This is a genomic window from Nitrosospira briensis (genome assembly GCF_900115125.1).
In the GTDB taxonomy this organism is placed as follows: domain Bacteria; phylum Pseudomonadota; class Gammaproteobacteria; order Burkholderiales; family Nitrosomonadaceae; genus Nitrosospira; species Nitrosospira briensis_A.
The window spans coordinates 248380-268940 of sequence record NZ_FOVJ01000001.1 but is presented as its reverse complement, the minus strand read 5'-3'; the positions used below and the strand labels follow the sequence as shown (position 1 = coordinate 268940).

General features: G+C 53.6%; 15 protein-coding genes. 4 read left to right on the top strand and 11 right to left on the bottom strand.

What is annotated here, in order from left to right:
* Nucleotides 1-9 precede the first annotated feature (9 nt).
* Genes BMZ14_RS01180 through BMZ14_RS01165 form a run of 4 tightly spaced genes read right to left on the bottom strand, consistent with a single transcriptional unit; the run spans nt 10 to nt 2771 of the window.
* Nucleotides 10-969 (bottom strand): beta-ketoacyl-ACP synthase III, encoded by a 960-nt coding sequence (locus BMZ14_RS01180; protein WP_074793771.1) that lies wholly within the window; start codon nt 967-969, stop codon nt 10-12.
* On the bottom strand, nt 966-2027 hold the full coding sequence (plsX, locus tag BMZ14_RS01175; protein ID WP_074793769.1) for a phosphate acyltransferase PlsX: 1062 nt from the start codon (nt 2025-2027) through the stop codon (nt 966-968). The genes BMZ14_RS01180 and plsX overlap by 4 nt, the downstream gene beginning before the upstream one ends.
* Before the next feature lie 59 nt (nt 2028-2086).
* Nucleotides 2087-2266, bottom strand: a complete 180-nt coding sequence (rpmF, locus tag BMZ14_RS01170) for a 50S ribosomal protein L32 (protein WP_074793767.1) — start codon at nt 2264-2266, stop codon at nt 2087-2089.
* Between the two features lie 25 nt (nt 2267-2291).
* Nucleotides 2292-2771 (bottom strand): YceD family protein, encoded by a 480-nt coding sequence (locus BMZ14_RS01165; RefSeq protein WP_256208292.1) that lies wholly within the window; start codon nt 2769-2771, stop codon nt 2292-2294.
* Nucleotides 2772-2984: 213 nt separating this feature from the next.
* Between BMZ14_RS01165 and BMZ14_RS01160 the strand changes: the two genes are divergently transcribed.
* Nucleotides 2985-3581 carry a Maf family nucleotide pyrophosphatase gene (locus BMZ14_RS01160; protein WP_177186884.1) on the top strand — a complete coding sequence of 199 codons (597 nt, stop codon included), beginning with the start codon at nt 2985-2987 and terminating at the stop codon, nt 3579-3581.
* Nucleotides 3578-4285 carry an SAM-dependent methyltransferase gene (locus BMZ14_RS01155; RefSeq protein WP_074793765.1) on the top strand — a complete coding sequence of 236 codons (708 nt, stop codon included), beginning with the start codon at nt 3578-3580 and terminating at the stop codon, nt 4283-4285. The genes BMZ14_RS01160 and BMZ14_RS01155 overlap by 4 nt, the downstream gene beginning before the upstream one ends.
* 16 nt (nt 4286-4301) lie before the next feature.
* Here BMZ14_RS01155 and BMZ14_RS01150 read toward each other — a convergent pair whose 3' ends face one another.
* A complete protein-coding gene (locus tag BMZ14_RS01150; protein WP_074793763.1) occupies nt 4302-5252 on the bottom strand; it encodes a S49 family peptidase in 951 nt (316 codons plus the stop codon).
* Nucleotides 5253-5435: 183 nt separating this feature from the next.
* A complete protein-coding gene (locus BMZ14_RS01145; protein WP_256208290.1) occupies nt 5436-6419 on the bottom strand; it encodes an RluA family pseudouridine synthase in 984 nt (327 codons plus the stop codon).
* A gap of 456 nt (nt 6420-6875) precedes the next feature.
* On the opposite strand from BMZ14_RS01145, the gene BMZ14_RS01140 reads away from it, so the two are divergent.
* Nucleotides 6876-9785, top strand: coding sequence for an Rne/Rng family ribonuclease (locus BMZ14_RS01140; RefSeq protein WP_074793759.1), 2910 nt, complete (start codon nt 6876-6878; stop codon nt 9783-9785).
* 81 nt (nt 9786-9866) lie between these two features.
* Here the strand turns inward: BMZ14_RS01140 and BMZ14_RS01135 are convergent, their stop codons facing one another.
* From BMZ14_RS01135 to glnE, 5 genes are all read right to left on the bottom strand, one after another.
* Complete coding sequence (locus tag BMZ14_RS01135; protein ID WP_074793757.1) at nt 9867-10364, bottom strand: low molecular weight protein-tyrosine-phosphatase; 498 nt, start codon at nt 10362-10364, stop codon at nt 9867-9869.
* Nucleotides 10365-10512: 148 nt separating this feature from the next.
* On the bottom strand, nt 10513-11889 hold the full coding sequence (locus BMZ14_RS01130; protein ID WP_074793755.1) for a phosphomannomutase/phosphoglucomutase: 1377 nt from the start codon (nt 11887-11889) through the stop codon (nt 10513-10515).
* 145 nt (nt 11890-12034) lie between these two features.
* Nucleotides 12035-12241 (bottom strand): zinc-finger domain-containing protein, encoded by a 207-nt coding sequence (locus BMZ14_RS01125; protein WP_074793753.1) that lies wholly within the window; start codon nt 12239-12241, stop codon nt 12035-12037.
* A 47-nt stretch (nt 12242-12288) separates the two neighbouring features.
* Complete coding sequence (locus tag BMZ14_RS01120; RefSeq protein ID WP_074793751.1) at nt 12289-13209, bottom strand: branched-chain amino acid transaminase; 921 nt, start codon at nt 13207-13209, stop codon at nt 12289-12291.
* A 247-nt stretch (nt 13210-13456) separates the two neighbouring features.
* Complete coding sequence (gene glnE, locus BMZ14_RS01115) at nt 13457-16267, bottom strand: bifunctional [glutamate--ammonia ligase]-adenylyl-L-tyrosine phosphorylase/[glutamate--ammonia-ligase] adenylyltransferase (RefSeq protein ID WP_074793749.1); 2811 nt, start codon at nt 16265-16267, stop codon at nt 13457-13459.
* Between the two features lie 188 nt (nt 16268-16455).
* On the opposite strand from glnE, the gene BMZ14_RS01110 reads away from it, so the two are divergent.
* On the top strand, nt 16456-20355 hold the full coding sequence (locus BMZ14_RS01110) for a YhdP family protein (protein ID WP_256208288.1): 3900 nt from the start codon (nt 16456-16458) through the stop codon (nt 20353-20355).
* Nucleotides 20356-20561 lie beyond the last annotated feature (206 nt).

Genomic DNA, 20561 nt, shown 5'->3' with positions numbered 1-20561 from the left:
TACCATGATTTACCAGCAAAGCAGCACTGCTCCCCAGGTAAAGCCTCCTCCCACGCCTTCCAAAAGCACATGCTGACCGGATTTGATGCGCCCGTCACGTACGGCAACGTCGAGCGCCAGCGGAATGGAAGCAGCAGAGGTATTACCGTGCTTGTCCAGGGTAGCGATCACCTTTTCCATCGGTAAGCCCAGCTTCTTCGCAGTGGAAATAATGATGCGGATATTCGCCTGATGGGGAATCAACCAGTCGAGGTCGGATACCTCAAGATTATTTTCAGTCAGAGCCTCGTTTACAACATCTTCCAGAACTTTTACCGCAAATTTGAAAACCGTATTACCTTCCATCATCACAAACGGCTTTCCCTGAACCTTGCCACCAGAGAAATTGCCCGGTGCCGACAGGATATTGTTGTAGCTGCCATCCGCATGCAAATGACTCGAGATTATTCCCGGCTGATCGCTCTTTGTCAGCACCACGGCGCCGGCGCCGTCGCCGAATAATACGCACGTGCTTCGATCATTCCAGTCAAGTATGCGGGAATAAACCTCCGTGCCGACCACGAGCGCCGTACGGCATTTCCCGGCGCGAATAAACATATCGGCGGTGGTAAGCGCATAGATAAAGCCGCTGCAAACCGCCTGCACGTCAAATGCAGGGCAATTCTTGACGCCAAGTTTGTCCTGCAGGATGCAGGCGGTACTGGGAAAGATCACATCCGGCGTGGTCGTGGCAACAATGATCAGATCAATCTGTTCGGCAGAAATACCCGCCGCATTCATTGCCCCACGGCTGGCATTGAGCGCCATGTCACTGGCTGTTTCATTATCCGCTGCGATGTGCCGCTGCGTAATTCCGGTACGGCTGCGTATCCACTCGTCGCTGGTATCGACCATCTTCTCCAGATCGCGATTGGTGAGAATTTTTTCCGGCAAATAGCCGCCCGTCCCGATGACCCTGGAGTAGATCATGCGGGACTCTCTTCCGCCAGAGGCTGGGAATATGAGGATGAATTCTTGGAGTGATGCGGCAACTGCGCCACACGTTCGCTTATATGATGGAGCATTCCTCCACGAACCTCATCCACCGCGCGGGCGATAGCGAAACCGAAGGCATGACTATCAGCCGAGCCATGGCTCTTGATGACGATGCCACGCAACCCCAGCAAGCTGGCGCCGTTGTATCGCCGGTGATCCACACGACGCTTGAACGCATTGATGACCGGCAGCGCGACGAACCCCGCAAACCGGGTGAGAAGGTTGCGCCTGAATTCTTCGCGCAGGTAAGTGGAAAGCATCTGGGCCACACCTTCCGAAGCTTTCAAGGCCACATTTCCAACAAAACCATCACACACAACCACGTCAGTCGTTCCTTTGTAGATGTCGTTACCCTCGATGTTTCCGTAAAAATTGAGCCCGCTGTCACGTAGCAACTCCGCCGCCTGTTTCACCACCTCATTACCCTTGATTTCTTCCTCCCCTATGTTCAGCAAGCCAACGCTGGGCTTCTCCTTGTTTTCGACGGTAGACACCAAGGTGGCCCCCATGACGCCAAATTGAAGCAAATGCTCTGCGCTGCAATCCACATTGGCGCCAAGATCGAGCACGTAGGTATGTCCCTTGATTGTCGGCAATACGACTGCAAGCGCGGGCCGGTCGATACCGTGCAATGTTTTCAGCACAAACCGGGAAGTGGCTATCAATGCTCCCGTGTTGCCCGCGCTGACGCACGCCTGGGCCTCCCCGCTCTTGACCAGGTTGAGCGCAACGCGCATTGAAGAATTTTTCTTGCCACGCAATGCCAGCGCCGGCGATTCGTCCATGCCGACAACTTCGCTTGCCGGATGAATCCTCAGCCTGTCGCTGGTAGCAGCCCTGATGGTGCGCAATTCGGTTTCGATCGCATCAGGGAGTCCTACCAGAATGATATCGGTTCCGGGACTACGATGAAGATAATCGACGACTGCAGCAACCGTGACAGGCGGGCCATGATCGCCCCCCATGCAGTCTACAGCTACGGTAATATTCAATTTTGAGGCCCTTGAGGCCGGGATAAACTTCCGTACTCCCCTGAATAATGGGGCGAAGTTTAATCTCCTTTTGTTTTGACGACCTTTCTGCCGCGGTAATAACCGTTGGGGCTGATATGGTGGCGCAAATGCACTTCTCCGGTGCTGGGCTCCACTGTCAACGGCGAGCTGGTCAGGAAATCGTGTGAACGGTGCATACCGCGCTTGGACGGAGACTTTTTGTTTTGTTGGACTGCCATAACGTTAATAACTCCTTAAATATTTTCAATGCAGGTTTTTCAATGCAGCAAGCGCAGCAAAAATTGGCTTTTCCTTTGCCGTATCGCTATCCGGCCTGTCGATCGAGCATTCGCTTTCTCCATGACGGGGAGAAAGCGGCAAGCTCAGGATTATCTCGTCCTCGATCAACGCCAGAACGTCCATATTCGCTGTCGCGAGAATGCAATCCACTGATTCATCCTCATCAAGGCGCGCCAGCTCATTTTCATCACGTGCGAGCAGCAGATCGGCTTGCAAATCAAGTGCATGCGGGTATTTGCCCAGGCAACGCTGGCAACAGAGGCTTATCAAGCCCCGAACGACGATCTGCAGCATGGGCTTGGCATTTCTGTTCAATGCCCCCGTGACCGCGTACTGCACCTCGCCGCTGTTATCTGTCAGGTAGTCCTGCAGACGCTCAAGCCCGGAAAGTGCAATTTTACCATGATGCGTCCCCCCGTTTCTGGCAAAATCAAGAGGATCCATGAAGAGCTGTGCCGACATAAGCTGAAACTCTTTTCCACGAATCAAAATGCGTGCATGCGCTTTGCGCCCGCTACTGCACTTTATTCCAATTTCACTCTTTTTTGCGCTCAATAGAAAAAAGTGCGCATTCAGGGTTTAAAATCTCAAGGGCGACTATACGGCGCGCATAATATATTTTTTGCCCTTGAGTGTCAAAAGCCTCTCAAATAAACCTTGAAAACACAACAAATTGTACAGCAGCTCGTATTGGGTTCCAGTTCCATTTATCGCCGCGAATTGCTTCAGCGCCTGCAAATTCCTTTTGAAGTCTGCAACCCGGAAATAGATGAAACCCCTCTCGCTGAAGAGGGCCCTGACGATACAGCCCTTCGCCTGGCCGCAGCAAAGACTCGGGCGGTTGCCGTGAATTATCGGGACGCCCTCATAATTGGCGCTGATCAGGTAGCGGTACTGGAAGGCATTCAACTCGGCAAGCCCTTCAATCGTAAGAACGCAACCCGGCAGTTACGTTCCCTTCGAGGAAAAGAGGTTGTGTTCCATACCGCATTGAGCCTCTTCAATAGCCGCACCGGCGATATGCAGTCCCAGCTTATCCCCTCGCGCGTCAAATTTCGAAAATTGAGCGACCGGCAGATTGATAATTATCTTGACAGAGAACAGCCTTATCACTGCGCTGGAAGCGCCAAGGCCGAGGGGCTGGGTATTGCATTGATTGAACACATAATAAGCGAAGACCCCACTGCGCTGATCGGGTTGCCGCTGATCGCGCTGGTGGGAATGCTGACGCGCGCGGGTGTCGAAATAGTGTGAGTTCAGGAACTCTTTATCTTATTCCCGCTCCGCTGGGCAACGGTGATATCGCCTGGACAATTCCCGCTGCTGTCCGGCAACATATAGCAGAACTTGGTCACTATATTGTCGAACATCCCAAGACAGCCAGGCAATTTCTGAAACAGATCGGCTGCGTCCTGCCCTTGCAGAAAATCAGCATGCAGGTGCTGGATGAACATACCCAGGCCGGGGAATTCGTAAACCTGCTTGCACCCCTGCTCTCAGGGAAAGACACAGGACTCTTGTCGGAAGCCGGTTGTCCGGCGGTAGCGGATCCGGGGGCAGGATTGATCCGCCTTGCTCATAAAAAAAATATACGGGTCGTACCATTGGTCGGACCATCTTCCATAATGCTGGCACTGATGGGTTCGGGGCTGAATGGTCAGCGCTTCGCATTTCACGGTTATTTGCCCGTGGAAAATAACCGGCGTGTAAAAAAAATCGTGGAATTGGAAAAAGAGTCGATGGTTCGCGATCAGACTCAGATATTTATCGAAACACCATACCGCAATCAGAAGCTGCTGGAAGCTATCATTTCATCCTGCCGCGACGATACCAGCCTCTGCATTGCATCCAGCCTCACTCTGGAAAATGAGTACATCTCAACCAGAACAATCAGGGAATGGAGGCATGCCTTGCCTGATCTCCATAATAAACCGGCCGTCTTCCTGCTCCAGGGATAACCGTCCAAAATCGCAGTCAGCGCAAGCCCCAGCCGCCCCCTGCTTTAATTAGAGCCTCCGCTGTTACCGCGCCGAAACGTCTCGCAAAACGCTCTGCAAATCCTTCTCGAGTCGTGTAATCCACAATGTGTTCCGCCTTGATGATTTCCCGCGCTACATAATCTGCGCTGCCCATGGCGTCGGCAAGTCCCAGTTCTATGCTTTTCTGACCTGTCCAGACCATGCCGCTGAATATCTCAGGCTCTTCTTTCAGGCGTTGGCCCCTGCCTTGCTGCACGACTTGAATGAATTGCTGGTGAATGTCGTTCAGCATTCTTTTGGCATACTCCTCCTGTTCGCTGTTCGGTGGAGAGAACGGATCAAGGAAAGCCTTGTTCTCGCCTGCCGTAATCAACCGGCGCTCGACGCCAAGCTTTTCCATTGCACCGGTAAAACCGAATCCGTTCATCAGCACCCCAATGGAGCCGACCATGCTGGCCTTGTCCACATAAATCCTGTCCGCAGCGGCGGCGACATAATAGCCACCGGAAGCACAGATGTCCTCCACGACTGCATAAAGGGGGATCTCCGGGTACTCGGCACGAAGACGACGGATTTCATCGTTGATATAACCGGCCTGCACCGGGCTGCCGCCGGGGCTATTGATGCGCAGAATCACGCCCTGCGTTTTCGCATCTTTGAACGCTTGTTGGAGGCCCGCGTTCACATTATCCGCGCTGCTGATGCTATCGGGGGAAATAACGCCTCGCAGCTCGACCAGGGCAGTGTGTTTGCCGGACATGGACATTTCGTCGCCTCCAAACCACCCGAGGCCGAAAAATAGAAGAATGAACAGGTAAATAAAAGCGAGAGACTTGAAAAAAATGCTCCACTGACGCGCCCTGCGCTGCTCCTGCAATGTCGCGAGCGCCAATTTTTCCAGCACCTGTTTCTCCCAACCCTCGTTTCGATTTTCTAAATCAGCCATGATTATTTCAATCCTTCATAAAGTGGCGACTGCATGGCGCGGTTTGCCGGAAACGTCAAACTTCCTTTCCATTTTCTCATACTGCACATATATGCAGCTCAGGTTTCCACTCGTGGCCGCTCGCTTATGCACGAGAAAATACCTCATAGTGTTGCCTCCGCCATGTGGCTGGGCTCGTTCTCATTATGGATGCAATGGCTTGTCAGTATCATCCAATCCGCTCATGAAGCCAGCTAAATCTTCCGTCAGCGGCGCTTCAACGCTTAACTTCTCAAGGGTTGCGGGATGGATTATCCCGGCCTGGAAAGCATGCAGGAACATGCGTTCCAGGCGTGGCCCGCGAGTTCGTTTCGCAAGCTCCTTGTTCAACGCGAAATCCCCATACTTATCGTCTCCCGCTATTGGATAACCCAGATGAGCGAGATGCACACGGATCTGATGAGTGCGGCCGGTTTTCAGTTCCGCCTCCAGCAGGCTGAAATCCCGAAAGGATTTCCTGAGGGTGAAAATGGTATGAGCGGCCATGCCTTCTTTTTTTCCCTTGTCATCGGTAATCACCGCTACACGCCTTTCCCCGTGGAAAGTCACGTATTTATTGAGAGGCAGCTTCACGCTCTGTCTCGCATTGCGCCAACTGCCTTTCACCAGCGTCAGGTAACGTTTTTCCATCATTCCCGCGCGGATTTGCCGATGCAACTCAACCAGCGCAGCTCGTCTTTTGGCAAGAAGCAATACGCCGGACGTTTCCCTGTCAAGGCGATGGACCAGTTCCAGAAATTTCCAATCCGGATGCTGGGCACGCAATTGCTCGATAATACCGAAGCTCACGCCGCTTCCACCATGCACCGCAACCCCTGCAGGCTTATTGACGACGATCAGCGCTTCATCCTCGAACAAAACTTCGAACGGAATGAATTGACTCCTTGCCAGCCTCTTTCCAACCGAAGAATTTCTTTCCGTCATTCTCACCGGTGGTATGCGCACGGCATCACCGGGCTGGAGGTGGTGGTCTGCTCTCACGCGCCTGCTGTTAAGCCGCACCTGCCCGCTGCGCAACAGCTGGTAGATATGGCTTTTAGGCACATTTTTGAGCCGCTTGATCAGGAAATTATCAATACGCTGACCGCCGCTGTCCTCTCCTATGATTTCGGTGACCGCGGAACTCAAAGGAAATTCTTTGCCTAAATCCTTAATCCTACTTATACTTGCCAATTCGGGGTTCCAGCCTATCCTTTATCCGGTGCGTAAAGTGGCGCTGTTGATGGGATTTTGTCCAAGGGATCAGAGTCAACCCCGGAATCTGGTTAACGTCGCTCACCAATAAAGTAGCGATAGTAATTGATACGCGCTCAAAGCACACGTCGATTTCAGTTTTCAGTTTCGTAGCGCCTGCTTGCGGGCAGCCTTAGTCGAAGCCTGATTGAAACTTAATTTCCTAGTTCTGCTTGGCAAAAGCAGGACCATTGTGACAAGCCAGAGAATAGTCACCTTAAAGTCATTTTTAAACAAGTAGCCCGACACCATGACCAAGTTGCCTGACTAAAAGCTCGTATACGCCGCGAAGGATACGTCGTCCCTCGCGCGTAGGCTGTCTGCCCGTGACCAGAGCGCGGGAGGCATAAAATGAAACGCATGTTATTCAATGCGACACAGCCGGAAGAACTGCGTGTCGCCATTGTCGATGGTCAAAAGCTGATTGATCTCGACATTGAATCCGCCGGCAAGGAACAACGCAAGAGCAACATCTACAAAGCCGTTATTACCCGGCTCGAACCCAGCCTCGAAGCCGCTTTTGTCGAGTACGGCGGCGATCGGCACGGCTTTCTCCCCTTCAAGGAAATTTCCCGCTCGTATTTCAAGGAGAGCGGGGACTCCACCCGTGCTCGCGCGCAGGATGCGCTCCATGAAGGCCAGGAGCTCATTGTCCAGGTAGACAAGGATGAGCGTGGAACCAAGGGAGCGGCACTCACTACCTATATTTCCCTGGCTGGCCGCTATCTGGTGCTGATGCCCAACAACCCTCGCGGGGGCGGTGTATCACGCCGTATCGAGGGCGAAGACCGTGCCGAGCTGCGTGATGTCATGTCGCAACTGAGCATCCCGCCCGGCATGAGCATCATAGCGCGCACTGCCGGAATAGGACGTAGTGAAGAAGAACTGCAGTGGGACCTTAATTATCTGCTGCAACTGTGGCGTGCCATTGAAGATGCTTCCAGCAGTCAAAGCGGGGCTTTCCTTATTTACCAGGAAAGCAGTCTCGTAATACGCGCCATACGCGATTACTTTCATCAGGAGATTGGCGAAATCCTGATTGATACTGAAGGCATCTATGAACAGGCGTGCCAGTTCATGAGCCATGTCATGCCAGGCAACGTCGGCCGGGTGAAGCTCTATCGCGACGATGTGCCCTTGTTTTCGCGTTTCCAGATCGAGCACCAGATCGAGACCGCTTATTCGCGTCAGGTAACGCTCCCTTCTGGCGGCGCCATCGTTATTGATCACACCGAAGCATTGGTGTCGGTTGACGTAAACTCCGCACGCGCCACTCGCGGTTCCGATATCGAGCAAACTGCACTGAACACAAATCTGGAAGCCGCCGAGGAAATCGCACGGCAATTGCGTCTGCGCGATCTGGGCGGACTGGTGGTAATAGACTTTATCGACATGGAGGTCGCCCGTAACCAGCGCGAGGTGGAGAACCGCCTGCATGACGCATTGCGTTACGACCGGGCGCGCGTCCAGATGGGAAAGATCTCGCGTTTCGGCCTGCTGGAATTATCTCGCCAGCGCTTGCGTCCGTCGCTGGGCGAGAGTAGTTACATTTCCTGCCCGCGTTGCCACGGCACCGGCCACATTCGCGGCACCGATTCCTCTGCATTGCATATCCTCAGGATTATTCAGGAGGAGGCAATGAAAGAGAATACTGCCGTGCTTCACGCCCAGGTACCGGTTGATGTGGCCACTTACCTTCTAAATGAAAAACGCGCGGAAATTCATGCGATTGAAGCCCGATTAAAGGTGAGCGTGGTGCTTATCCCGAATATTCATCTTGAGACGCCAAACTACAACATCTCCCGCTTGCGCCATGACGACGTAAAACTTGGTGAAGTTCAGACCAGTTACGAGCTGGTGGAAAAGCCGGCCCAGGAAATCCTGTTGCCCCCGACCGGGCAGGAGGCCAAACCGGCACGGCCGCAAGCCGCAGTACGGGGCATTACGCCTGCGCAACCCGCTCCCATACGTGAACGGATATCGCAACATGAACCTGTGCAGGTTTCCCTTCTGGATAAAATCTTTAACTGGTTCAAGCAGCCAGGTGCGCCGGAAAAACATGGGCGTCCAGAACGTCTGGAACAGATAGCGGCATCTCCACAGCGTCCCGAGCGCGGACGTGGACGGCGAGATCGAGTTCGCGAAGGGCGGGAGAGTGAACACGAAAAAACACCCCGAGCCGTTCAGCGTGGCCGAGACGACCGTAGCGAGCGGGGCGAGGCCAGCGGCGGCGTTACCGGGGCGCCCGCGAGTCCGGTACGGGAGGCGGCGTTTCAACGCGCGGAACGTGGTGATATAAAACCACAAGGTGAAAGGACTACTCAAAAGAAGCACCCGCGGCCACCGCGCGAGGAGAAAATCAGGGTGGAAGCCAAGCTGCCAGAAGAACAACCCGTTACCGAAGACGTCCTGCAGCAAGGTGAAGATGGCGGGCGTCGCCGCCGTCGCGGCGGAAGGCAGCGCGACCGTGGGGAGCGGGGGGAACGGGTTTCGCGTGAAAACAAGCAGATCGCGGCCAGAGACTCTCATCCTCAGGAGGCAACCGAGCGGACCAGACGTGACGAGAGCCCGGTTTTGGAAAGCTCTCCCGCATCAACGCAGGAAACGTCGGCACTCATCCTTACGCTTCCTCCGGTCCAAGGAGCAGAAGCGTCTTCTCAAGCAGGTGACAACCTTCATTCAGCATCCTCTGAGGTCGATGAAGCCAAGTTGCCGGTTGAAACACCTGTGCTGGCCGAAGCACCGGTAGCACAAGTGGTGCCTTTAGTAACCGAGCCTGACACCGCACCAGTCGAACATGCACGTGAACCAGTCCAGGAATCCGTTGGGGAATACGCCCGGGAAGCTGTTGAAGACATCAAGAAGTCTGTTGAGGAGTTCGCGGAGGAGCCGATCGAAGAAACAGCGGTTGCAAACTTGCCTGCTTCTATCACAAACATACCTGGACCGTCCGAAGACGAAATTGCCGTCCTACAAGAAAATATCGCCGTGGCTGAAATGGAAGCGCCGGCCGCTGTTTCCATGTCCGGACAGGAAGAACGGGAAGAAGCCCAGGTGGTCCAACCCGTGCGCGTGAGCGAACCGCTAAATCTCGCCGCCAGCGGCTTGATCATGATCGAGACCCAGCCAGAAAAAGTACGGCCTGCTGAAAATGATGCAATAGGGGAAACAACGCTAACGCGGCGGCGGCGGAAAAGAACTCCTCCTCCGCCAATGACTGTGCAGGAGGAACCATTGGTACAGATCGAAACGCATAAGTAGTCGGCATTTGCGAAAAAAAAGCGGGATGATGCATCCCGCTTTTTTATTGCGTCATCACCCTCGTCCAAGGCCGATCTTCCGCTATTTTTCGTTGCAAATCCGGTTGAGCAATCCCCGCCCTGCTTCCTCCACCATGTTCAACACGTGCTCGAAACCCTGGTTTCCTCCGAAATAAGGATCAGGCACTTCCTGTATGCCCTGAGAAAAGCCCTCGCCATACTGCATTAACAATCCGAGCTTATGGCGATACTGGGGGGGGCACTCCCGCTCCAGAATGGCGAGATTGGCTCTATCCATTGCCAGAATATAATGGAAAACCTCGAAATCCCTTTCATGTACCTGGCGCCCGCGCAATTTTTGCGTATCATACCCTCGCCGTTGCGCCGCTCTCTGAGCCCTTTCATCCGGCGGCTGCCCTACGTGATAATCATGAGTGCCGGCGGAGTCAATGTGAATAGCGTGCTCGAAGCCGGCGGCTTTCACCTGTTGCCTGAACACGGCCTCGGCAGTGGGAGAACGGCAAATATTGCCCATGCAAACGAATAGAACGCTGGTTTTAATATTCTCTTTCCTGTTCATAATAATTCATGTCTCGTCTTGATCTCATTTTTGACCTCATTTTTGGCCTCATTTGACCTGTGCTATGGCCATGATGCGTAACTCATCGTAACAGTCAATACCCGACCAACCCTACTGAACAAGCCCAAGAAATCGTATCTCGATAAATTCAATATGGTAACTTCGCATCCGGTTTGACTTGCAAAATGACTTTGCAAAAATCGTTCTGTATCCGCTTTAACGCCGCTTCGGTATCCGCCTCAAAGCGTAGCACAACCACCGGCATGGTATTGGACGAGCGCGCCAGGCCGAAACCATCCTGATATTCGACCCTTAACCCATCCGTGGTGATTACGCGCTCCGGATTATCGAAGCGTGCAGTCTCTTGTAGTTGTGCGATAAGCGCGTAATTCTCGCCCTCTTTCAATCTTATCTGCAGTTCGGGCGTGCTGAGCGCATCGGGAATTTCGTTCAGCGCAACGTCGATATCCGCTCTGGCGCTAAGCAGTTCCAGCAAACGCGCACCTGCGTAAAGCCCATCATCGAACCCATACCAGCGTTCCTTGAAAAATATATGACCACTCATCTCCCCCGCAAGCAGGGCACCGGTTTCTTTCAATTTCCCCTTGATAAACGAATGCCCGGTTTTCCACATGATGGGCTCGCCACCATGCTGCCTGATCCATGGCGCCAGGTTGCGCGTACACTTCACATCGAAAATGATTTGCCCTCCAGGATTTCTGGACAACACATCGGCAGCAAACAGCATCAACTGCCGATCAGGATAGATAATAGCGCCACTCTTTGTTACTACGCCTACACGATCGCCATCACCATCGAAGGCAAGTCCTATTTCCGCGTCGGTAGTTTTAAGCGCGTCGATAAGGTCTCGCAGGTTCTCCGGTACGGATGGATCGGGATGATGGTGGGGAAAAGTCCCGTCGACTTCGCAGAACAGTTCGGTGACCTCACACCCGAGTCTGCGGTACAAGTCCGGCGCAAAGGCGCCGGCCACGCCGTTGCCACAATCGACCGCGATTTTCATCGGGCGTGTCAGCTTGACGTCACTGGTGATGCGCTGGAGGTAGGCTTCAGCAATGTCCTGTTTGCGGTACGCGCCCTTACCGTGGGCGAGATCATCATTTTCAATGCGCAGGCGCAAGGACTGGATGGATTCTGCCGCCAGGGTTTCACCGCCCAGCACCATTTTCAAGCCGTTATACTCGGCAGGATTGTGGCTCCCGGTAACCATTACGCCGGAGTAATTACACAGTGTATGAGCGGCAAAGTAGAGCATGGGAGTAGCCACCATTCCCACATCCACCACGTCGACACCGCTTTTTTGCACTCCCTTTGCCAGCGCCTCTGCCAGTTCCGGACCTGACAATCTGCCATCGCGGCCTATCGCTATCTCTGCCAGTCCGCGTGCCTGTGCTTCGGAACCGATGGCCTGACCGATGGCTTCGACAATTTCGGCGGTTAGCGTTTTTCCGAAAACACCTCTAATATCGTAGGCCTTGAAGATTTCGTGTGGGAGTTTATGCATGAAATAAGCGCGACAGGTTAGTGCCAGAATCCTGGCGGTAGCTAATCAGTACGGATTTAATTTGTACAGGTGCATATGGCGATAGCTGAAGCAACCGTATCCCGCCATCGCTTTTTTGCGTTCCAGCGTTCAAGCATTCAACTGGTCAATGATGACCCCCAGCCGCACCGCCCCTGAGCGTGTAACGGGTTCCACAGTATGGGCACAATGCCTCACCCGTATCCTCTATTGGCAGGAACACGCGAGGATGCGAATTCCATAACAACATGGATGGCATGGGGCAGTGAAGCGGCAAATCGTCGGCAGTAACTTCGATCTGCCGCTGTTTGTTATCGGTCGCGTGGTTCTGCATCGCTGTTTCCTCGATTACCGTTGCATGGACAGGTGTATCGGACGTAATCAGACATAAGTGAGCCAGTCGGCGTGATTCCCGTCCTTGCCGCTGACACAGTCGAAAAACATGGCTTGTAACCTGGCGGTGATCGGTCCGCACTTCCCCTCGCCTATCCTGCGGTTATCAAGTTCGCGAATCGGCGTAATTTCCGCTGCGGTACCGGTAAAAAAAGCCTCATCAGCACAATAAACTTCATCGCGTGTGATCCGCTTCTCTATAACCGGGATTCCGATCTCCCCAGCAAATTCTATGATGGAAGCACGCGTGATGCCTTCCAGGCAGGAGGTCATGTCAGGTGTGTAGAGCTTCCCGCGCTTGATGATGAATATGTTTTCGCCAGCTCCCTCGGCCACATACCCGTCCACGTCCAGCAGCAGCGCTTCATCATAGCCGTCATTGGCGACTTCCTGATGAGCCAGTATCGAGTTCGCATAAGTGGTGACTGACTTGGCGCGGCACATGTTGACGTTGACATGGTGTCGCGAAAATGAAGATGTTTTGACACGGATGCCGTTTACCAATCCCTCGGTGCCCAAATACGCGCCCCACGGCCAGGCGGCGATAGCCACATGCACAGAAAGCGTTTTCGCTGAAATACCCATGGCTTCCGAGCCATAAAAAACAATGGGACGGATATAACACGACTCCAGCCTGTTATGCCTCACCATATCGCATTGCGCCTGCATCAGGGTGGCCCTGTCATAGGGTATTTTCATCATGAAAATATGCGCGGAATTGAATAATCGATCAGTATGTTCCCGCAGTCGAAAAATGGCAGGCCCCCGGGGTGTCTGATAGGCCCTCAGGCCCTCGAATACTCCCAGGCCATAATGAAGAGTGTGGGTAAGCACATGCGTGGTTGCGTTGCGCCACGGGATTATTTTTCCATCGCTCCAGATTACGCCGTCGCGGTCAGCCATTGACATTGAGAGGACTCCGGAGAGAATTTAGATTTGCATATTCTAACGCATTTTTCGGTGGAAAATGAGAGGCGGCGCCATCCCGCTCTTGCAATGTAACGAACGCCCGGGATTGCCATATTTGATCAACAGTCATCCCAGGTCCGGAACGGAAAATAGTCCGTATGAGCACATTACCAATGAATGTGCGTGTTTAATCGCCTTCACGGCCGCCCTACTGAAATATAGCTGTGTTTACGGTCAAAAAACGCAGCTAAAAATGGGATGAGTCAAAGACTTCATCCCATAAGCGCAACACTGCCGCGGTTTCACTTGTCACCTGATCAGCTTCAATCCGGGCAAATTTTTGTGACCTGCTATCAGCCGAAGATGTCCCCGTCAGCCCTGAATCACCACTCAATCTTAGCTGATGCTGCAAGCGCCGGAATTCCCGGTAGGCATTAAGGGCGCGCTCGGCGTTATCCGCGTCGATAAGCTCCAGTTTTCCCGCAAGTTTCAGCAGCCCGATATTACCTATATTGTTGGTCAAGTCCAGGTACTTGAAAGCATGGCTGAGGATCAGATATTGCACTATGAATTCGACATCGATTATGCCGCCGCGATCGTGCTTGACGTCGAATAATCCGCTGTCGTTCGGATGGGCTTCGAATATCTTCTGCCGCATCGCCAACACTTCGCGCTTCAGCACTGACGGTTCGCGCTGTTGGCAAAGAACTTCCTTGCGAATGCGCTCGAAAGCTTCTCCCACGTGAATATTTCCGGCCACAAACCGGGCTCGCGTCAGTGCCTGATGCTCCCAAACCCAGGCCTGCCTCCGCTGATACTGATCAAAAGCGGGGATGGAACTCACCAACAAGCCACTGCTGCCATTCGGGCGCAAGCGCAAATCGGTCTCATACAGCAATCCCGCCGATGTATAACTGGTAAGCCAGGCGTTGATGCGCTGGCTCAGCCTGGCGTATATTTCGGGTGCGTCGGGATGGGCATCATCATAAAGAAAAATGATGTCGAGATCCGATGCATAACCCAGCTCTTTCCCACCCAGCTTGCCGTAGCCGATGATGGCGAAAGCGGGTTCATCCCGATGCTTCCTTCGCAATCCCGACCAGGCCAGACGCAACACCGTGTCGAGTATCAGATCTGCCAGCTCGGTCAAGTGATCACTCAAAGTTTCCAGCGGCAGCAAACCTTCCACATCCCTCGCCAGCAATTGAAATACCTGCGCATGGTGAAAATGCCGCAGTACATCCATTTGTTCCTCAATGTCATTGCCTCCCGAACTGCCGGCGTCTTCCAATTGCTGAATTAATCTTGCTCTGGAGCGGGACCAGTCAGGTGGGCTTTGAAAATCGGCGGGACTAAGCAACTCGTCCAGCAATATCGGGTGGCGGCTCAGATAATCGCCCGCCCATTGACTCGCGCTGACCAGCCTGGCCACCCGTTCCAGCGCCCTCGGATATTCCCGCAACAGCGCCAGATATGCTGCGCGACGGCTTACGCTTTCCAGCAACTGCAGTAAACGCTCCAGTGTGAGGTCCGCGGACCTAAACCTCGCAGCAGCCTCAATCACGGCTGGCACAAGCGCATCGACCCGCTTTTTGCTGGATTCCGGCAATTGTCGGTAGCGTATGCCACCACGAAATTCCTGCAGCCGCGAAAGAATTTTCCCCGGAGAGGAAAATCCCATTGTTGCCAGTTGCGCGGCCGCCCCGGCTTCGATCCCTTCCTCCTCCTTATTGTTCTTGTTGTCCCCGCTATCCCTATCCTGCCACAATCCAGAAAGTCTGCTCAAAGCGTGTGTTTTCCGCGGGGCCGCAAATATTTTCTCGAAGTGACCGGTTACATTGCGGCGATGGATATCGAGCCTGAGCAGAAACTCATCATAGGAAGCGAAACCCATGGAAGCAGCGATCAATGACTGGTCCGCTGTATTTTCCGGCAGGGTTTGCGTTTGCTGGTCGTCCAGATACTGCAAGCGGTGTTCGAGTTTGCGCAGAAAACAATAAGCATCAGAAAGTTCTGCTGCGGCTTTAACTGACACGAGTTTTTTTTCCCGCAGCCGCTTTAATACGGCAAGCGTGGAACGGAGGCGTAAACTGGCGTCCCGCCCGCCTCTGACCAGTTGAAACAACTGGGCAATGAACTCAATTTCGCGAATGCCCCCTGGTCCGAGCTTGATGTCTCCGTGCATTTCCCGGCGATTAACCCCCTGCCGTATCTGCCCGTGCAGACTTCGCAAGGATTCATATGCGCCAAAATCCAGGTATTTCCTGAATACAAAGGGTTGCGCGATCTGCTCCATAAGAACCAGCCTTTCTGCATCAGGCCCGGCTATTACCCGGCTTTTGATCCAGGCATAACGCTCCCATTCACGCCCCTGAGTAATGAAATACTCTTCAAGCATGCCGAAGCTCATCGCCAACGGTCCGCTCTCGCCATACGGCCGCAACCGCATATCCGTGCGAAACACATACCCGTCAGGCGTCACGTTGCTGAGGCTGGCGATCAGCTTCCGTCCGAGACGCATAAAAAAATCATGGTTGGAAAGAGACCTGTATCCGTTGGTTTCCCCATCCTCCGGATAGACAAAAATCAAATCGACATCCGACGATACGTTGAGCTCGCTACCGCCCAGCTTTCCCATGGCAACTACCAGCATTTCCTGAACCGCGCCTTTGATACTCCTGGGCTGGCCATAACGGCCGGGATCAGCCAGCCAGCGCTGCTGGCGTTCGAGTGCGAAGCCGATAGCCAGTTCCGCCATATCAGTCATGGTGGTCACCACCTCGGCAAAACTTGCCAGTCCGCCCAGATCCCGCGTTGCGAGGCGCAGCATTACCCGTTTACGCAAGCCACGCAACAGGCCATTCATGCCTGCCTCGTCATTTCCGGCACCCGGGTCCGCATTCAGGAATGCCTGCATCTCTTTCCGGCCAAAAGGGCGTTCCAAGGTTTGCCCCAACTCTCCCATCAATTCGGGCTCGCTCTCCGCCAGACGCTGCATATAACGGCTGAACGGCAGAATCGCTTCGATTATTTCAGGAGACGGATGATCACGATGCATGGCTGAAAATTCGGGTTACAATAAACCGGCAAAGATGGCATCCGGTTGACCTGCGTCCGCCTATGTGAATTGAACAAACAAGCCGTGGCTATATCTAAGCGTTTTATCGTTGGGCTTGCACCCTGGAACAAGGCTCTGAACACTTTGTAAAGGGGCAGCGCTCCAGGTATATCAACCGGAAATATTTATTGAACTTACCAGCATTTTCGCCTCTTGCCCGCCGGGGCGGCCTCATGTTCCGGTTGCTGACCTGGGTCCTGATCGTTGTTGCCGCCTGTCTTTCACTGCTGCTGTTATCACTACGCTACTGGGTATTACCCGACATCGAGCAGTATCGGGAAAGCATCGCTTCCGCCATTAGCGAAGCTTCCGGGCAGTACATAACCATAGGTGAGATCAGCGCAGATTGGGACGGATTGCGCCCTCACATGATGCTGAGCGTTGTAAAGGTGCATGACGCCGAAGGCGACATCACCTTGCTGTTACACCGCCTGGAAGGGACCGTTTCATGGCGTTCAATATTACACGGCAAATTGATCTTTCGCGAAATCGCGATCGAGCAACCCGACCTCATCGTGCGCCGCGACACCGGAGGCGGGATCCACGTAGCTGGATTCGCGCTCAGCAAAGAACTGACCGGAACGGACCATGGCTTTTCCGATTGGCTGTTGAATCAGCGGCGAGTCACGATCAATAACGCCAGTATCCTGTGGCAGGATGACCAGCGCGGCGCGGCGGAACTGGAACTGCTGGTCAACCTGCGCCTTGAGAATCGTGGCAGCCGTCACCGGTTCGGCATGCACGCCATCCCTCCTGCAGAGCTTGCCGCAAGGCTTGATCTGCGCGGGGATTTTACTGGCGAGTCTTTGAATAATTCCGACGCATGGCGAGGCCGCCTGTTCATGCAAATAGATCATGCCGATATCGCCGCCTGGCATGTCTGGCTTCCCTTTCCCCCTGAAATCAAGCTGAATCGCGGCATGGGCGCACTACGTCTATGGAGCGCAATTGACGGGGCGGACATGACCAAATTGACGGCGGATGTCAGTTTACACAATGTAGAAACACAGTTGGCGCCGGATTTACCCGAACTGAACCTTGGCCGTTTGCAAGGTAGAGTTGGATGGAAAAAAATAAACGCCGGAGAGACAGAAGGCGATGAATTTTTCGCACAAAAACTGAGAACCTCTGTTCCCGGGAAACAGAAACGGGAACTGCCGCCCGTAAATTTCTTGCTGCAGTTGATTCCTGCCCATGGCGAGCAATCCGGTAGCGGAAAACTGATAATCGACAATTCAAAATTGGAGGTTCTAGGGCGCCTGATCAGATACTTGCCGCTGAGCACATCACTGCGCGAGCAACTCGGCCGGATCTCGCCCCGCGGAGAAATTCATTCAATGCGGGCACAATGGAGCGGTGAGTTGCCCAAACCTCTACATTTTAGTGCAAAGGGCAGTTTCACCAATCTGGGCTTTAAGAAATCCGGTGACCTGCCGGCATTCCGCGGCATTACCGGCAATATCGATGTTACCCAGCGCGGCGGTACGCTGAATCTAAACTCTCAAAACACCATACTGGAACTGCCCGACGTGTTCGGTGAACCGCTCGCCTTGGATATCTTTACCGGTCACGCGAGTTGGGAAGTAGTGACCGGTCAACACTCCATGGCGGATTCCATTGCATTCAAGTTCGCCAATATCGCTTTTTCCAACCCGCAAATGGCCGGACTCGCTTACGGAAGCTATCGAACGGGAGCAGAGGGGCCGGGCATTATTGACCTCACAGCCCATCTAACGCGTGCCGACGCGCGCTATTTGATGCGCTACATTCCAACAGAGACAAGCCGTGGCTCTCCTGACTGGCTTCATGAATCCATAGTTGAGGAAGGATCTCTCGATGCCGGGCTTCATCTCAAGGGCGATCTGGCGCAATTTCCCTTCGACCACGATAAAAATGGCATTTTCAGGCTGAATGCGAAAGCCTTCGGCATAACCCTGGATCATATTCCGGGATGGCCACGAATAGAGGATATATCGGGAAATCTGCAGATTCGCGGCAGCCGGATGGAATTCGATGCTTCGCAGGCTGGTATCTTCGGCACCTACGTAAGCAATGCGAAGCTGAGCATTGCGGATATGGCCGCGTCCGATGCAACGCTCAGCAGCGAGATTGAAGCCAGCGGTCCTACCCGAAATTTCCTGGAATTCGCTGTCGCCAGCACGGCTGACAACAATGACAACAGACTTGCCGAGAATATCGACATTACTGGAAACGGGAAATTACTGCTCAAGCTGGATATTCCGCTGCATCACCCCTTGGCGATCAAAATAGCGGGAAACTACGAGCTCATCGATAATCGGATTGATGCCGGTGCGAATGTGCCTGATCTGGAAAACATCAATGGGGTACTGACTTTTGGCGACGCGGGAATATCAATAGAAAATATCGGCGCTCGGCTCCTCGGGGGGCCGGTTGTCATCAACGCTGCCCAGATGACGGACGGGAGCAGGCATTTGTCCGCCGTAGGCAAGGTCAACCTTGACAATTTATACCAGCCCTCACAGGGCAGGATCACCCGATCGGCGCAGCTATGGACATCTTATCTGCACGGCAGCACGGATTGGCGGGCTGAAATCCGGATGCGCCATGCGTTGATGGATTTATCCATTGAATCGCCGTTGCTGGGCATCACTTCGGATTTACCTGAACCTTTTTCGAAGGATGCCATAGATGCCGCGCCGCTGCGTTTAGAAAGAAAAGCGGCAGGGCCAAATCGTGAAGAATTTATCCTGAGTTACGGCGACGTGGTTACGGCAAAAATCAAACGGGTGCAGGATAATTCCGGCAAGTATCACGTAGAGCGGGGACATGCGAATTTCGGCAATACCATGTCTGTCGTTTTACCCGACACGACCGGCGTGTTGGTAAGCGGCTTGCTCCCCGTATTGAACCTGGACCGGTGGCATCATTTGCTGAAGCAGTTCAATAATCAACCGGGGTCAGCCTCCCCTCTCAGGGAAATCAACCTGAAAATAGGCGCGCTCGACTTTCTGGGCAGGCGACTTAATGACGTCAAGCTGAACGCCGACAGGGAGGACGACCTATGGTATTCAACTGTCGCAAGCAAGGAGATCAATGGTGGTATCAGCTGGAATCCGTCCGGCAATGGCAAGGTTGTGGCGAGATTGAATAGATTGGTCATTCCCACCGCCTCTCCCGGTTCCGATCCGGGTTTGCCAACACAAGGGCGGCGACGAGGGAACGACTTGCCTGCACTTGATATAACAGCGGATAGCTTTGTCATTGGCGAGGCGCAGTTGGGCAAGCTGGAATTGCTGGCGGGCCAGGAAGGGCGGAACTGGGGCATTGAGAAGCTGCAGATAACCAATCCAGACAGTTCGATAGTAATCCACGGGATATGGCAAAATCGGACCGCGTCGCCTCGCGTCCATGCAGATCTCACCCTGAAAGCGACCGACATCGGCAAGTTTCTGACGCGCCTCGGCCATGAAGACCGCGTAACGCGTGGAAGCGGCACGGTTGAGGGCGCATTGTCCTGGCAGGGCAACCCCGAGTCAATAGATTACTCCACCCTGTCCGGAAACTTCAAGCTGAACGCCAGACGAGGGCAATTTCCCCGATTTGAGCCAGGAATTGGCAGGCTGTTCGGTATTTTCAACCTCCGATCACTACCACGAAGAATCGCTCTGGATTTCCACGATGTATTCAGTGAGGGATTCGGGTTTGACGATATTTCCGGGGACGTGAAAATTACCCGTGGCGTGGCGTTTACCGATGACCTTCGGATCGAAGGGCCTTCTGCAAAGGTTGTCATGGACGGGGAGATGAATCTGGAAGCGGAAACCCAGAAACTGCATATCAAGGTAACTCCGTCATTTGGATTGGCCACTCCCGTTGTCGGTATGGCAACCGTGATTGCAAGCACGGCAATGCAAACCCCGGCTACATCCAACGAATACGATATTACCGGCACCTGGTCCGATCCGGTCGTAACTAAAATACCGCGCAGCAGCGGCGTTCAATCGAACGGACGGCATGATGTCAATGACCACCAGTCACATAGATGAAGAAAAATTTCGAAGTTCTTGAAGGCGGAAGCATAATGAAAGCGGCGCAGGACGTTCCAAATTTTGCAGCGAGCGGCTGACGGCCGCTCATGGAAGGCAAAAAATATGCCGGATGATCATGGTGACCGGCCTCAAGGGTTTATTTTGACATTGTTTTAAGTTACTCTGTTTCCCGAGGGGCGATTCATCCTTCATGCTCATTTTTT